This window comes from Croceicoccus marinus, assembly GCF_001661675.2.
Taxonomy (GTDB): Bacteria; Pseudomonadota; Alphaproteobacteria; order Sphingomonadales; family Sphingomonadaceae; genus Croceicoccus; species Croceicoccus marinus.
This window is the reverse complement of the sequence record NZ_CP019604.1, coordinates 293845-308878: the sequence shown is the minus strand read 5'-3', so window position 1 is coordinate 308878 and position 15034 is coordinate 293845. Positions and strand designations below refer to the sequence as shown.

The 15034-nt window shown below is 61.1% G+C and carries 12 protein-coding genes and 1 pseudogene; 4 read left to right on the top strand and 9 right to left on the bottom strand.

Annotated features, from left to right (window positions below):
- Positions 1–20: 20 nt before the first annotated feature.
- The 8 genes and pseudogenes from A9D14_RS19055 to A9D14_RS19015 all read right to left on the bottom strand — a co-directional run bounded on the left by A9D14_RS19055 (position 21) and on the right by A9D14_RS19015 (position 9877).
- Positions 21–257 (bottom strand): methyltransferase domain-containing protein, encoded by a 237-nt coding sequence (locus tag A9D14_RS19055; RefSeq protein WP_269769237.1) that lies wholly within the window; start codon positions 255–257, stop codon positions 21–23.
- A gap of 297 nt (positions 258–554) precedes the next feature.
- Positions 555–834: pseudogene (locus A9D14_RS19050) on the bottom strand (heavy metal-binding domain-containing protein); the annotation flags it as partial.
- A 12-nt stretch (positions 835–846) separates the two neighbouring features.
- Positions 847–2388, bottom strand: a complete 1542-nt coding sequence (locus tag A9D14_RS19045) for a multicopper oxidase family protein (protein ID WP_066850920.1) — start codon at positions 2386–2388, stop codon at positions 847–849.
- A gap of 173 nt (positions 2389–2561) precedes the next feature.
- On the bottom strand, positions 2562–2960 hold the full coding sequence (locus A9D14_RS19040; RefSeq protein ID WP_232469163.1) for a copper-binding protein: 399 nt from the start codon (positions 2958–2960) through the stop codon (positions 2562–2564).
- Positions 2939–6106, bottom strand: coding sequence for an efflux RND transporter permease subunit (locus A9D14_RS19035; protein ID WP_066850919.1), 3168 nt, complete (start codon positions 6104–6106; stop codon positions 2939–2941). Before A9D14_RS19035 ends, A9D14_RS19040 begins: the two co-directional genes overlap by 22 nt.
- Entirely contained in the window at positions 6103–7620 is a 1518-nt protein-coding gene (locus A9D14_RS19030; RefSeq protein ID WP_066850918.1) for an efflux RND transporter periplasmic adaptor subunit, read from the bottom strand. Before A9D14_RS19030 ends, A9D14_RS19035 begins: the two co-directional genes overlap by 4 nt.
- The gene (locus A9D14_RS19025) at positions 7617–8852 is read right to left on the bottom strand and encodes a TolC family protein (RefSeq protein ID WP_066850917.1); all 1236 of its coding nucleotides are present in this window, start codon (positions 8850–8852) and stop codon (positions 7617–7619) included. Before A9D14_RS19025 ends, A9D14_RS19030 begins: the two co-directional genes overlap by 4 nt.
- A gap of 581 nt (positions 8853–9433) precedes the next feature.
- The gene (locus tag A9D14_RS19015; protein WP_063612671.1) at positions 9434–9877 is read right to left on the bottom strand and encodes a CBS domain-containing protein; all 444 of its coding nucleotides are present in this window, start codon (positions 9875–9877) and stop codon (positions 9434–9436) included.
- A 346-nt stretch (positions 9878–10223) separates the two neighbouring features.
- Here A9D14_RS19015 and A9D14_RS20415 point away from each other — a divergent pair, with 346 nt between their 5' ends.
- Positions 10224–10520 (top strand): NAD(P)-dependent oxidoreductase, encoded by a 297-nt coding sequence (locus A9D14_RS20415; protein WP_332459794.1) that lies wholly within the window; start codon positions 10224–10226, stop codon positions 10518–10520.
- The gene (locus A9D14_RS19010; RefSeq protein WP_332459798.1) at positions 10448–12763 is read left to right on the top strand and encodes an SPW repeat domain-containing protein; all 2316 of its coding nucleotides are present in this window, start codon (positions 10448–10450) and stop codon (positions 12761–12763) included. Before A9D14_RS20415 ends, A9D14_RS19010 begins: the two co-directional genes overlap by 73 nt.
- An 801-nt stretch (positions 12764–13564) precedes the next feature.
- Here A9D14_RS19010 and A9D14_RS19000 read toward each other — a convergent pair.
- On the bottom strand, positions 13565–14182 hold the full coding sequence (locus A9D14_RS19000; RefSeq protein WP_050600433.1) for a cation efflux transmembrane domain-containing protein: 618 nt from the start codon (positions 14180–14182) through the stop codon (positions 13565–13567).
- A gap of 74 nt (positions 14183–14256) precedes the next feature.
- Here A9D14_RS19000 and A9D14_RS18995 point away from each other — a divergent pair, with 74 nt between their 5' ends.
- Together A9D14_RS18995 and A9D14_RS18990 are read left to right on the top strand one after the other, a co-directional pair.
- Entirely contained in the window at positions 14257–14655 is a 399-nt protein-coding gene (locus tag A9D14_RS18995) for a MerR family transcriptional regulator (protein WP_050600434.1), read from the top strand.
- Complete coding sequence (locus A9D14_RS18990) at positions 14652–14978, top strand: YnfA family protein (RefSeq protein ID WP_050600435.1); 327 nt, start codon at positions 14652–14654, stop codon at positions 14976–14978. The genes A9D14_RS18995 and A9D14_RS18990 overlap by 4 nt, the downstream gene beginning before the upstream one ends.
- The last annotated feature ends 56 nt before the right edge of the window (positions 14979–15034 follow it).

Below are 15034 nucleotides of genomic sequence, written 5' to 3'. Positions count from 1 at the left end.
ACGGGGCAGCTGACGTGTTGTCAGGCAAATTGTCGTCGGAAATGTTGGCTTGAACGAGATCGAAAATTTTCCCATCCCTTGCGCGCGACAAGGACGCTTGCGACGTCAAGCATGCCTGCGGAAATATCCACTCCGATGATACGACCGTAAGGGCCAACGCGCCGCTGCAGATCGGCGAAATTCTGTCCTGAGCCGCAGCATAGGTCGACCACAAGATCGCCGGGGTGCAGCTGCTTGGCATCGAGCATGTGCCGAATCTTCGCCGGGCTCAGGGCAATCGTTCAACATCCGATACCTTTTCATTTCGCAGACAGCCTTGCTGCCCCCTACTGAGTGCGAGTTTGCTGCCGATGGTTGGCCTACTGCGATCGCACCTTGTCCAGCACCACTTGCGAGACCAATGACCAGCTTGGGGCCGGTTGAACTATTCTTGCGGAAACGGTCCTTCAAAGAGTCTGATTCGTAATTATCGGTTGCGATTTCATGGCCTTGCGATACGGCGTGCGAAGAGCTGGACCGAGACGATGAAGAGCCAGGGGCCCCGATTTCGAAGTGACTGCCATCCCACAGATCGGACACGATCCGGGCCCGGGCTGACGGATCTCCGGGTGCATGGGGCAAGTGTAGATCGTCCCGTCAGGGACATCCTCCGAGATGCGCACCCGACAGATAGAGATCGGGATCGCCGAGAAACTTGTCGTGACAGCGCGAAGAACAGAAATAATGCTCGGCGCCTTCGTGTCTCGCGACGTGTTCGGCGCCGTCGATCGCAACGCTCATTCCGCAAACCGGATCGATTGCGGTGCCTTCGATTACGCTCTCATCCTGGCTCATGCCCATTCCTTCCTAGCTGTTCACCACGAGGAACTGCCCCATCATGCCGGCATCCTCATGCTCGAGGATATGGCAGTGATACATGTAAGGCAGATCCGGGTCGGTATATTCCTCGAAGCGCAGCAGCACGCGCACCTGCTCGCGCGGATTGACGATAACCGTATCCTTGAACCCCGTTTCCAGCGGCGGCGGCGCGCGTCCATCCCGGTCGATCACGCGGAACTGCGCATTGTGGATATGAAACGGATGCGCCATCATCGAGGCGTTGGCGATTTCCCAGATCTCCCACTGTCCGACGGGAACGCGTTCGTTGACGACGTTCATGTTCATGCTGGCACCGTTGATCGACATCCCGCCGCCCATCATTCCCATATCGAGCACGAACCTCCGGGTTCGCACTGCAAGTGAAGGGTCAATTGCTGGTAGCGCGGCAAGCTGCGGCAGCAGTTTCCTTTGCGGCGAGGAGCCAGAGGGTCTGATATCGAGGACGCGGAACGGCTCGTCCATCTCGGTATCGTCGCGGCGTCGGACCATCATACCGCCGCCCATCATGCCGCCGCCGTCGCCGCCCATCATGCCCCTCGAATTGTCAGGACTGGTCGCCACAAGACTGAGTGGGCGCCCCTCGGACAGATCGACGACCACTTGCGCCCGCTCACCTGGTGCGAGCCTGAGCGAGCGGACCGCATGCGGACGCTCCAGCAAGCCACCATCACTGACGATGAGCTGCATGGTCTGACCACCGGACAGCGAGAAATCGTAGAAACGAGCGTTCGATCCATTGAGGATCCGTAGGCGTAACAGGCCGGTCCGGGCGTCAAACACCGCGTTTTGCGTGCCATTGACGTAGAGACGATTCCCGCGCACGCCCATCATCTGCGCATGCATGTTCTGCGGATAGAGGAGCTTGCCGGAGCTATCGAGCAAGCGGTCCTGAACGATAAGCGGAATATCATCCACGCCGTATTCGCTCGGCAGGTCCAGCGCGTCCTCTTCATCATCACGGACATAGATCGGTGCGGCAAGACCAGCATAGACCTGCGGTCCCGTGCCGCGATGCAGGTGCGAATGATACCAGTAGAGCGAGGCGCGCTGGCGCACTTCGAAAGACGGGCTCCAGCGGGCGCCGGGGCGGATCAGCTGGTGCGGCCCGCCGTCCGCAGCGGCGGGAAGTTCGAACCCGTGCCAGTGGACTGTGGCTCCCTCGTCCAGGCCGTTGTCGACATGCAGCTGGACGCGCTCGCCGCGGCGCATCTCCAATGTCTGACCGAGATAAGGCGCGTTCACTCCGATCGTAGGCGAAGCGACTCCGGGAGCGAATTCCTTCTGCCCAGCGGATATTGACAGTCGAAAGACCCGCTCGCCTTGTTCGACAATTCCCTGATCGAGCTTCGGAATGGCGAGCGGATTCGCGCCGGCTCCATCGGCGCTAAACAGCGAATTTCGTGCTTCGCAAGCAGACAAGGGAAGAGCCACAAGGCCGGTCGCCGCTGCGCCGGCCCGTCGCAGTAATGCGCGTCGATTGAGACCCGATGCCTTCGCCCACTGGTCCATCTTACCTGCCCCGGAGATATTTGATCAGTGCAGCGATGCCCAACACCATGAGGATGGTCAGCAATAAGCAGAACAGGCCCATGATCCCCATCATGGCCGCTGGCATGTCACAGTTCATCATCGTCCTTCTCCTAGTGTGCCGACCCCGAAAATGATCCGGGGCCGGTTCACAATTACTTCTTGGTGATCGAAGTGATCGCGTTGCCACTTTCATCGGTCGTGAAGTCGAACGAGATCGTGTCGCCAACCGCCACGTCCTGACGCAGCTCCTCATCGGCTTCGAATGCCATCGTCATGGCCGGCCATTCGATTGCGGGGACAGCGCCGTGATCGACAGTGATCGTTCCCGCATCGGCGTCGATGGCGGTGACGGTCCCTTCGGCGCTGGCGGTCTGCATCGCGCTGTCCGATCCCATCATGGACATATCGCCACCGTCCATCGGCATCTGACCGTCTGCCATCTGGCCTTCAGCCATGGCCGTGTCGTCCATCATTTCGGTATCGTCGCCGGAACCACAGGCGGCGAGCGCCAGAGGCGCTGCCAACAGAGTCATGAGGGTTGTGATACGCATTCTTCTTCTCCTTCGGGGGATTTGGACCGAATGGTCCGGGGGCGCCGCATCATCAGATAGGCGGCGGGAAGTACGAACATTGAAAGCAGCGGGGCGGTGATCATCCCGCCGATCATCGGGGCCGCGATACGGCTCATCACCTCGGATCCGGCACCGGTGCCGATCAGGATCGGGAACAGACCGGCGAGGATCACGGCGACGGTCATCGCCTTGGGCCGGACGCGGAGCAGCGCGCCTTCGCGGATGGCTGCCGATACCTCCTCGGCATCGAGATCGCCCTCTCGCCGCTCCAGCGCGGCCTTCAGGTAGATCAGCATGACCACGCCGAATTCCGCCGAGACCCCTGCCAGCGCAATGAACCCGACGGCGGTTGCGACGGACTGGTTGTATCCCATCAAATAGAGCAGCCAGAAGCCGCCGGTCAGCGCGAAGGGTAGCGTGCCCATGATCAGCAGCGCCTCGTCGAAGCGGCGGAAGATCAGATAGAGCAGCAGGAAGATGATCGCGAGTGTTGCCGGCACGACGATCTGCAACCGCTCGTAGGCGCGGGTCAGATATTCAAACTGCCCGGCATAGGAAAGGCTGACGCCTGCTGGCAGATCGACCTCCGCCCCGATCGCTTCCTGCAACTCGCTCACCACCGAGGTAAGGTCGCGCCCGCGCACATCGACATAGACATAGCTGGTCGGCCTGCCCTGCTCGCTCTTGAGCATGGGCGGACCGCTGGTCACGCGGACATCCGCCACTGTGCCAAGCGTGATTTGCTGTCCCGCAGGGGTCAGAACCGGAAGGTGGCGCAGCTCATCGACGCTGTCGCGGATCTCGCGCGGATAGCGGACATTGACCGGATAGCGGGCTAGCCCCTCCACCGTGCGCGCGACATTCGCTCCGCCGATCGCGCCCGACACGATCTGCTGCACATCGGCAATGTTGAGCCCGTAACGGGCCGCTTCCAGACGATTGATATCAACATCGACATAGCGCCCGCCCGAAAGTCTTTCAGCGAGCGCCGAACTGACACCTGGTACCTGTTTGGCAATCTGTTCGACCTGAAGCGCCACGCGTTCGATCTCGCCCAGATCCTCGCCCGAGACCTTGACCCCGATCGGGCTTTTGATGCCTGTCGCGAGCATGTCGATGCGGTTGCGGATCGGCGGCACCCAGACATTGGCGAGGCCCGGGACCCGCACCACCCGGTCGAGCTCCTCGACCAGCTTGTCGGGCGTCATCCCCTCGCGCCATTCCTCGCGCGGCTTGAAGCTGATCGTCGTCTCGAACATCGTCAGCGGCGCGGGATCGGTGGCGGTGTCAGCGCGGCCCGCCTTGCCGAAAACGGTGTCGACTTCGGGAACGGTCTTGATCAGGCGGTCGGTCCGCTGAAGCAGTGCCGATGCCTCACCCGGCGAAAGCCCGGGAAGCGCGCTCGGCATGTAGAGCAGATCGCCCTCATCGAGCGGAGGCAGGAATTCGCCGCCCAGCCGCGTGAAGGGTACCAACGTCGTCGCAAAGATCAGTCCGGCAATGACCAGCGTCGCTTTCGGACGCCGCATTACCCAGTCGAGCCCCGGCCGATAGGCACGGGTCAGCGCCTTGTTGATCGGATTGCTGTCTTCCCGCGGTATCTTGCCCCGGATCAGCCATCCCATCAGCACTGGAACCAGCGTGACCGACAGGATCGCCGCCGCCGCCATCGCATAGGTCTTGGTGAAGGCCAGCGGAGCAAAGAGCCGCCCTTCCTGCGCCTGCAAAGTGAAGACCGGCAGGAAGGACAAGGTGATGATCAGAAGGCTGAAAAACAGCGCCGGACCCACTTCCTTCGATGCGTCTGCGACGATCCGCCAGCGCTCCTCACCCGACATGACCGTATCGGGATTGTCCTCGGTCCAGCGCTCGATGTGCTTGTGCGCGTTCTCGATCATCACCACCGCCGCATCGACCATCGCACCGATCGCAATGGCGATGCCGCCAAGCGACATGATGTTGGCGTTCACGCCTTGGAAGCGCATCACCAGAAAGGCTGCCAGAACGCCCAAAGGCAAGGTAACCACGGCGACCAGCGCAGAGCGGGCGTGCCACAGGAACAGCAGGCACACGAGCGCGACGACGATGAATTCCTCGATCAGCTTGGTGGTGAGGTTATCGACCGAGGCATCGATCAGTTGCGAACGGTCATAGGTGGTGACGATCTCGACCCCGTCGGGCAGGCTCGCCTTCAACTGTTCCAGCTTCACCTCCACCGCCTCGATCGCACCGCGCGCGTCGGCCCCTTGCCGCAGAATGACGATGCCGCCCGCGACTTCGCCCTGGCCGTTCAGTTCGGCGATACCGCGGCGCAGTTCGGGACCGATCTGGACATTGGCGACTTCGCCAAGCATGACCGGCACACCCCCCGCTTCAGCCCGCAGGGGGATCGCACGGAAGTCATCGAGGCTGCCCAGATAGCCTGACGAACGCACCATGAATTCCGCTTCGCCCATCTCGACGATGGATCCGCCCGCCTCCTGATTGCCGGCCTGGACCGCCTTGACCACTTCGGCGTGAGTCACGCCGAGCGAGGCCATGCGGTAAGGATCGAGGACGATCTGATACTGCTTGACCATGCCCCCCACGCTGGCGACCTCGGCGATGCCCGGAATGGTCTTCAGCTCGTAACGCAGGAACCAGTCCTGCAGGCTTCGCAGCCCTGCAAGGTCGTGACCCCCGTTGCGGTCAACCAGGGCATACTCGTAAATCCATCCCACACCGGTTGCGTCGGGGCCTAGCGTGCTTTCGACGCCGTCAGGCAAGCGGTTCTGGACCTGGTTGAGATATTCGAGCACGCGCGAGCGCGCCCAGTAGAGATCGGTCCCGTCCTCAAAGATCACGTAGACATAGCTATCGCCGAAAAACGAATAGCCGCGCACGGTCTTTGCTCCCGGCACCGAGAGCATGGTCGTCGCCAGTGGATAGGTAACCTGGTCCTCCACGATACGCGGGGCCTGCCCGGCATAGTTGGAGCGGATAACCACCTGCACGTCGGACAAATCGGGAAGCGCATCGACAGGGGTGGTCCGCACTGCCCAGAAGCCGGCGAGCGCCAGGCCGATCGCCGCCAGAACCACGAAAAGGCGGTTGGCGATCGAACTGTCAATGATCCGCGCGATCATTGGCCGGTCTTCCGGATCGAGACGATGCGCGGACCGGTGCTTGCCTGAACGAAGGTAAAGGTCACCCGGTCGCCGCGTTGGAAACCGCGAACCTGGGCCGGACCTTCAGTGGCAAAACCCATCGTCATGGCTGGCCATTCCAGAGCTTCGACCGGCCCGTGCCGCAAGGTAATGCTGCGGGCAGTGATGCGTTCGATCGTACCTGTGGCTCGATAGGTGCGCAGCTCGTCCGCATCCGCCTGCGCCTGTGCGCCTTCTTCACCGGCAGCCGTCGGTGCATCATCGATGGGACGCACATCGATACCCGCAAGGCTGGCTTCGGAATCGAGCAGGAACTGGCCGGAGGTAACCACCTCCTCGCCTGCCGCGAGGCCCGCGAGAACTTCGGTGCGGCCGCCTGCTTCTCGCCCGATCCGGACTTCGGCAGGTCGGTATCCTCCGCTTTCCTGAGTGATCATCACCAGCGTGCGTTCGCCGGTGCGGATCACGGCCTCCGACGGGATGAGCAATGCTTCACGCCGTTCAGGAGCGATCGTGACCTGCGCAAACATGCCCGGTTTCAGGCGAAGACCGGGGTTGGGCATCGCTGCGCGCACGGTAATCGTCCGGCTTGCCTCCTGTGCACTCGGCAGGATGGCAATGATCCGCCCTGCAAATCGCTCGCCAGGAAAAGCGGTGAGCGTCGCGCTTACCGGCTGTCCCACGCGGGCGCTTCCCGCAAGGGCCTCGGGCACAGCGGCCTCGAGCCAGATCGGACTGTAGCCGCTGATTTCGGCGAGGCTTTGGCCTGCCATGACGGTCATGCCCGGCCTTACACCGAGCGACGTAATCGCACCCGATTGCGGCGCGGTGACGGTGATCGTCGATTGGGGTCTCCCGCTTCGAGCCACCGAGGAGATCACGCCTTCCGGCATCCCGAGCAATCGAAGGCGCTGGCGGGCTGCACTGGTAAGCGCCGCGTCGCCAGTGGCCGCCACGGCAAGAAATTCCTGCTGGGCGCCGCCCCATTCAGGCACCAGCAGGTCGACAATCGGCGCGCCTCTTGCAATCAGATCCTGCGGGGCGTGGCCGTATGTTCGCTGAACATAGCCGCCCGCGCGTGGCTGGACGATCGCTACCTCGCTGCCATTATAGGCAAGCGTGCCGGTCACCGTCGTTTCCGGTTCCAGCACGCCGTATTCGGCATCGGCAGTGCGAATGCCGAAGTTCTGGACCATTCCGGAATCGATGCTGACCCCTCCGCCAGCCTGCGCATCGCCATCAGCGCATTTGGGTACCAGCTGCATGTCCATGAACGGGGATTTGCCCGGCTCGTCGAAGCGCTGATCCGGCACCATCGGATCGTACCAGTAGAGCACTTCTTCGCAGCCGGTATCGGAAGCGGCGTCACCGCCTTTGCTACCGCCGCCGAGCATCGATAGACCGTAGCCAGCCCCCAGGCTGATCAGGGCAATACCCGCCGCCGCTGCATAAGAACGCTGGCGCGGCGAAAGACGTTCGAACACGGCTTTCATGGCCTGTCCTCCCCATAAGTAAGACGTAGAGCTGCAGCGGCTTCGACAGCCAACTGTTCGCGTTCGAGGATCTCGAGTTCGAGCAATGCGAGCGCAGATTTGGCCGCGATCACATCAACGAGGTCGGCGCGGCCAGCAGCGAAGCTGGCGGTTTCGAGCTGCGCACGATCCCGCGCGAGCGGGAGGAGCTGGTCACGCGCACGTTCCCATTGCTGTAGCGCACTACGCCACGCAGCAAGATCGGTTTCGAACCGGGCCCTGATCGCCCTCAGGCGATCGACGCGCTCAGCCGAGGCGGCAGCAGCGTCTGCTTCGGCCGCCGCGATGCGCGGGTTCTGGCGCCTGTCAGTGAAGATTGGCAAAGTGACCGATCCCATGACCGATACGACACTGCCAAAATCAGGATTACGGTGTCCATAAGTCACGCTGACGCCGAAATCAGGTCGCTTTTCAGCGCGTGCCAGATCGGCTGCAGCTTCGGCACGTCGCTGCTCGGCATCCGACAGACGCAATTCCGGATTGGCCTCCAACGCGAACCGAAGCTCTTCCGGGTCCACGGTAACTTGGGGAGCGCCCCCCGCAGCGACGGGCTCGCTTCCGGCGATATATCGCTGCAGCCGGGCACGCGCGGCTGCGCGCGCAGCCTCGATCCGGGTAATGGCATCCTCGATTTCGAGAAGCTCGCGCCGGATCGCAAGGCTTTCGGCAGGTCTGGCCGATCCCGAAGCGACGGCACTGACTGCGACCGGAACGAAGTCCCTTAAGCTGTCCAGAGAGTCGCGCGCAAGAGCGAGGCGCTGCTGAGCATAATACAGGCCAATCCAAGCCGTCCCCGCCTCGGCGAGGATGGAACGTTCGGACAAGCCAAGACGGGCTTCGGCAATACCGATTTCGGATCCGGCAAGGCCGTATCGTGCTCGCCGCCTGGCAAGATTGGGAATTTCCTGCTCGATGTCCACCGCGAGCTGCGTCGGCAATTGCGCATACGGATTAAATGCAGCGGGTCCGGTGACCGGCAAGTTCATCACGCCTGCACGAACGCGTGGATCGGGCAATTCGTCCGCTGCGTCCGCAGCATCGCGCCTCGCCTGTATACGCAAAGCGCCCGCTTCAAGCATGGGCTGTTCCGCCCGCGCCGCCGCAAGGGTTTCTTCATAGCCGACCGACTGCGCTTGGGCAGCCTGCGCGACCAGCAGGGCCGAAAACGGCACCCAACCAATTCGCCAGTTCATAAATCTCACTCGTGCAGAGCGAGCTGACGACATAACATGCCGCACCGGCGAAGACCGGTTCGTGCGGCTGCATCGTTCGTCAGTCTCGCAAAAGGCGCAGCGCGCCTTCAGGGAAAACTAGACGGTGAGGATTGGTTTTGGAGGAGGCGATTCCGGTCGCGGTGGATCTGTTTCAAACCACGGGGCCGCAGAAACAAGGTCGCTCGGTACCAAACGAAGGGGCGCACCCTCCATTTCAGTCGCATTCGACAGAGCCAAAGGCGGCAAGCAATTCATGGCAATCACGCAATCGAGCGTCATGCTGGAACATGGTCCTGTCGGATCAGGGGATGTGTCGCTATCGGCCATCTCGGCACAATCGCTCATCTCCGCCGCTTCGATCTGAGGAAGGGCTGCCGCATTCGCTCCAACCTGGACGAAGAGTCCGAATCCAAACAGGATCAAGGTCAAGGCACGAATGAATTTCACTGGGCCCAGATAGTCGGGGGTGATGCGATTGGCAAGTAACGAGCGATGGCGGTGGGGAACCGATCAGATCGCCCCGTCCGCTTTATCCGCGTAAAATCAATAGTCTTGTGCGACTAGCAGCATCCCGCCGAAGCTGGCTCCGAACTGGCCTCCGATACCTCGCGCACGAGGTCGCCGGTTTCCTTCTCGGCTGCACTTCTGGCGATGTCGGCCTGCGCAACGATACCGCAACATTTGCCCTCGTCATCGACCACCGGAAGCCGGCGAACCTGATTGTCTTCCATCTTGGCGCAGCATTCATCGACACTCGCATTGACGCTGACAGTGACAGGTGACGACGTCATCACTTCCTCCACACTTTGATCGGAGGAATAGCCTTTGGCAACACACCGGCAGGCGATGTCCCTGTCAGTCACCACACCCACCAAAGCGCCGGAATCGTCGACAACGGGAATTTGGCCGCAATCATTATCGACCATCAGTAAAGCTGCCTCTTGCACGGTGCTCGATGGATTGCAGCATGCGGGGTTCGATGTCATTACGTCTTGGGCCTTCATGTCGCCTCCTACTCTTCGAAAATTGTAGTTTGATATGACAGAACTACGGTCTCCCCTTACCATGTGTTCCTATTTCAAAGCCGACTCGTTGGTCTTTCGCGCTGGTCCGTATTATCGGCTGCCGAGGAAACCCGAGGCTCGGCAGGAAGGGTGCCGTTAGTTAAATCCAATGCCCGCTCGCTGCGGAAATTGCTCTCGATGTGAGGGAAATCGATCGTTATTTCGTAACAGGGAGAAGGACTGCGTTTTCCCGCACGCTTTCGGGTTGGAAACTCTGTTAGATTGAGGTTTTTAGGCACCGCTCAAGGGTCGTGAGGTCGTTCAAAGTCGAAGCAAGGATCATATCTTGACTGACAACTCCGATAAACCTGTCGTGATCGTTACTGGCTCGAGCGGCTATATCGGCTCAGCCATCGTAAAGAAGCTTGCAGCGAGATACCGCGTGATCGGATTCGACCGCGACGCCGCTCCCCATCCCCCGGCAGAGGCCGAATGCGTCTGTGTCGATGTCACCGACCAGGCGAGCATCGATGCCGCCTTCGAACGCGTTCGAACGCCTATGGCAAAAGGATCGCCTCCTTCGTCCACCTTGCTGCCTATTTCGATCTTACCGGTGAACCGAACCCCAAATATGACGCGGTGACGGTCAAGGGAACCGGTCGATTGCTCGACGCACTTCAGGATTTCGAAATCGACCAGTTCGTGTTCGTGAGCACGATGCTGGCCCATGCCCCCATCAAGGGCGGCGGGCTGATCGACGAGACCTCGCCGCTGGACACGGATCTGCCCTACCGCGAATCGAAGGTCCGCACCGAGCAGTTGATCCGCGAGAAGCGCGGCGACATCGATGCGGTCTTCGTGCGGCCTGCGGGCGTATACGACGATGAAGGCCATTCGGCGTTTCTGGCACAGCAGGTCGCGCGAATTTACGAGAAGCGGCCGAGCGCCCGCGTCTATCCCGGTGACCTCGACACCGGACAGCCATATTTGCACCTTGAGGATTTGCTCGACGGGATCGAGCGCATCGTCGACCGGCGGCGCGAGCTTCCCAGTGAATGGCCGGTTCTTCTCGGCGAAGATGACGTGATGTCCTATGGCGAACTGCAAAAGTCGCTTGGACGCCTGATCCACGATGAGGACTGGACGACACGCGCGGTGCCGAAGGGCCTCGCCAAGACCGGCGCCTGGGTCGAAAACGAAGTGCTTGGCGAAGAGGCTTTCATCCGGCCGTGGATGGTGGACATTTCGGACGACCACTACGAACTCGATCTCAGCAATGCGCGGGAAAGGCTGGACTGGACGCCGCAGCACAGGCTGAGGACCGCCCTCCCGCGGATCGTCGAAGGTCTGAAAGCCGATCCTTCGGCCTGGTACCGCGAGAACAAGCTCAATGCCGCGCGGGTGGCCGGCAGCAATTTCGATGAAGCCGATGAGGCAGAGCCTGCCCCGCTAAGCGAAGATGCTCTGGCGGACCACGCCGGTCACATGCGCAAGATGCATTTCAACATGCTCTGGGTTCATTGGTTTACGATGTTGCTCGGCCTATGGCTCGCGACCACACCGTTTGTCTTCGGGACCTTCGACCAGAGCGAATTTACCGCTGCAGTCACGCGCATAACCGAGGATCGCGATCTCTGGGATCCCGCGCTACGAAGCTGGCTGACAGCCTGGAACGATTTGGTGAGCGGCATGCTGATCATGATCTTCGCGGCTATTTCGCTCTCGCCACGCGGAGGCTGGGCGCAATGGGCGAACACCTGTATCGGCATCTGGCTGCTCGGCGCCCCGTTGCTGTTCTGGACGCCCGATGCTGCCGTCTATGCCAACGACACTTTCATCGGCGCACTGGTGATCGCTTTCACCATCCTGGTGCCCATGATGCCGGGCATGGCTCCGGAAGGCATGATGGACGACAGCGACGTGCCGCCGGGTTGGACCTATTCGCCCTCGACCTATGTCCAGCGCATGCCGATCATTATTCTCGGCGCCGTCGGTTTCTTTCTTTCACGTATCCTCACGGCATATCAGCTCGGCCATATCGACGGCGTGTGGGAGCCGTTCTTCGCTTCGCCAAGCGCGCTCAACGGGACCGAATACATCATTACCTCCGATGTCTCCAAGGCCTGGCCGGTGGCCGATGGCGGCATCGGTGCGATGAGCTACATGTTCGAGATCCTGATGGGCGTCATGGGCGGCAGGGCCCGCTGGCGGACCATGCCCTGGATGGTGACACTGTTCGGCATCGTCGTCGTGCCCCTCGGCGTGATCAGCATCTACTTCATCATCATCCAGCCGATCATGATCGGCACCTATTGCACGATCTGCCTCATGGCGGCGGCCGCGATGCTGATCATGATCCCCTATTCGCTCGACGAGCTGGTCGCGATGGGCCAGTTCCTGGTTCTCAACACGCGGCGCGGGCGACCGTTCTGGCGCTCGTTCTTCCGCGGCGACGCGCTGCCAGGCGGCAGCAAGGACTCACATCCCGGTTTCGATGCTCCGCTCGCGGCGATCGGCGGTTCGGCGGCGCGCGGGGTCACGGTCCCATGGACATTGGCCATCAGTGTGCTGATCGGTGCTTTCCTGATGTTCTCCAGGCTCGTTCTTGGGAATGTACCGCCTCTTGCTGACAGCGACCATCTGGTCGGCGCGCTGGTCATCACGGTATCGGTAATTGCCATGGCGGAGGTCGCAAGGCCATTGCGCTTTCTCAACGTCGCGTTCGGTGCCTGGCTCATCGTGGCTCCGTGGCTTATGGACGGAGGCGCCAGTACTGTTGGCAACGTTGTCGGTACGATGCTCGGAGCGCTTCTGATTGTACTGAGCCTGCCAAGAGGGCATCGGAGCGACGAACATTACGGAAGCTGGGACCGGTTCGTTGTTTAGCGGATCGGCATGGCGATGGCGGAGCCAATGCAATAGGATGGTGAGCTTTGGAGCCTATTAATACGGGTAGGCCCGAAGCAGTGTGGCGGGGCGCGCATCCCGCCCTGTGGATCGCCATTTTCGGCGGACTGATTGCCTTCGCCTGGGAAATGTTCCAGCTCCCGTTCTACAGCACTGACGGGCTTGGTCCTGTTGAAGCCGCATACCGATGTGGTCTGGCATCGTTCGGTGACGCGGGTATCATGGTGGCGGCCTATCTGGGCGCCTCGTTGGGAAACCGCCGAACACCTTGGCTTGTCGACTGGCCAATATCCCGCTTCCTTATCTATCTCGCCATCGGTCTCGCGATAACATCCGTGGTCGAAATATTGGCCGTTGGGGCTGCCTGGGGCTGGACCTACAGTCCCACTATGCCGCTAGTCCCTGGGACAAAGATCGGACTCGTTCCCATAATCATGTGGGTTCTTGTCCCGACCGCGACCCTTTGGCTCTCACGAAAAATGGGACTTGGGTCAGCCTAGTCGAAGCGAGCGAAAGTGATTCCTAATGAGCAGCGGTCGCCGGGATGAGCAGCGCGACGAATTGCATCAAGACTGTCACCATCAGGAGAGACAATCGTTACCCGGCCGCCGAAAACATCACCGTCTCCGGAGTCCACCGCAAGGATGGTTTTGATGGACCAGTACTCATGCGGTCACCTGCAATAATTGAAAGCGGTTGGCCTTCAATGGGCTTTGAAAGGAAGTTAGCGTAAGCCAGCAGAGGTCGTGCTATCACGTAACTGCCTGTCGGAGTCCCTTCTCAAGCAGAGCGCAACTCACCGCGCGCTTGACCGAATACCTCAATACTGCCCCAAATTGCTAGGCTGGCCATAATGGCGGCCACGACCAGGTCGGGCCACGCGCGCCCGGTTCCGAAGACACCCAGCGCCGCGCCCAGAACCGCTACATTGCCGATCGCGTCGTTGCGCGAGCAAATCCACACCGAGCGCATGTTGGCATCACCCGTGCGAAACCGGAACAACATCGCGGCAACTGCGAGATTCACCGCAAGCGCGACGGTTCCGATAATGCCCATGGTCCCGGCGTCCGGCGAGGCACCGACAAAGAAACCCCAGATCGCGGAGCCAAGCACCCATAGCCCGAACGCCAGCATGGTCGCTGCTTTGGCAATGGCTGCGCAAGCGCGCCACGCAAGCGCCATTCCGGCAACGCAGAGACTTATGGCGTAATTTGCCGCATCGCCCAGAAAATCGAGTGCGTCAGCCTGCAATGCACGCGAATCAGCAGCAAGGCCCGCCACGATTTCGACGCTGAACATAACCGCATTGAGAATGAGAGCGATCCACAGGATACGGCGCCACAGCGGATCATTATTCGCCTCGACGTCCTCGACAGGACCGCAGCAATTTTTTCCCATTCGCTCGACTCCTTGTGTCGAATCGATTTATACACCTTGTAGTCGCTACAAGGTCAAGCGATCGAGGGAAGCCTATGCGGATCGGTGAACTCGCCCGCGCGGCGGGCGTAAAAGCGGAAACCATCCGTTACTATGAACGCGAGGGCGTTCTCGCGTCCCCGCCCCGCACACAGGCCAACTATCGCGACTACGGTCCCGAGCACGCCCGGAGACTGAATTTCATTCGCCGCGCGCGCGACCTGGGGTTTTCCATGACGCGCATTCGCGAACTTCTCGAACTGGCCGACGACCGGTCGCGGGCCTGCCATGCGGTCGACACGCTGGCACGAGCGCACCTGGGCGAAGTCAACCGCAAGATTGCCGATCTGGAGGCTCTCCGAAGGGAACTGCGCCGGATGCTGGAAAACTGCGAGCAAGGAACGGTCGGCACCTGTCTGGTCATTGAAGCGCTCGCCGAGGGGACTGAAGCGTGAACGCGATATGGATCTATCCCCTTGCCGCGCTCGCCGAGATTGCGGGGTGCTTTGCGTTCTGGGCCTGGTTCAGAATGGACAGGAGCGCCTGGTGGCTCCTTCCCGGAGTATTGGCGCTCGTGTTGTTCGCCTATCTCCTTGCTCGCATTGAGGCGGATGCTGCAGGGCGAGCCTTCGCCGCCTATGGCGGCGTCTATATCACCGCGTCGCTTGGCTGGCTCTGGCTCGTCGAAGATACACAGCCGGATCGCTGGGATCTGCTAGGAGCATTGATCTGCCTCGGCGGTGCCACAGTCATCCTTTTCGCGCCACGCGTGGCCTGAAAGATCGCGACGAATCCCTGATACTGAAAACACCGGTCGACTTTTCAGGGATACGA

Excerpts from the sequence above, each read along its gene's own strand:
- A9D14_RS19040 (WP_232469163.1), bottom strand. The coding sequence starts at position 2,960 with ATGCGTATCACAACCCTCATGACTCTGTTGGCAGCGCCTCTGGCGCTC.
- A9D14_RS18995 (WP_050600434.1), top strand. The coding sequence starts at position 14,257 with ATGCGGATCGGTGAACTCGCCCGCGCGGCGGGCGTAAAAGCGGAAACC.
- A9D14_RS19000 (WP_050600433.1), bottom strand. The coding sequence starts at position 14,182 with ATGGGAAAAAATTGCTGCGGTCCTGTCGAGGACGTCGAGGCGAATAAT.
- A9D14_RS19045 (WP_066850920.1), bottom strand. The coding sequence starts at position 2,388 with ATGGACCAGTGGGCGAAGGCATCGGGTCTCAATCGACGCGCATTACTG.
- A9D14_RS19035 (WP_066850919.1), bottom strand. The coding sequence starts at position 6,106 with ATGATCGCGCGGATCATTGACAGTTCGATCGCCAACCGCCTTTTCGTG.
- A9D14_RS19025 (WP_066850917.1), bottom strand. The coding sequence starts at position 8,852 with ATGAACTGGCGAATTGGTTGGGTGCCGTTTTCGGCCCTGCTGGTCGCG.
- A9D14_RS19015 (WP_063612671.1), bottom strand. The coding sequence starts at position 9,877 with ATGAAGGCCCAAGACGTAATGACATCGAACCCCGCATGCTGCAATCCA.
- A9D14_RS19030 (WP_066850918.1), bottom strand. The coding sequence starts at position 7,620 with ATGAAAGCCGTGTTCGAACGTCTTTCGCCGCGCCAGCGTTCTTATGCA.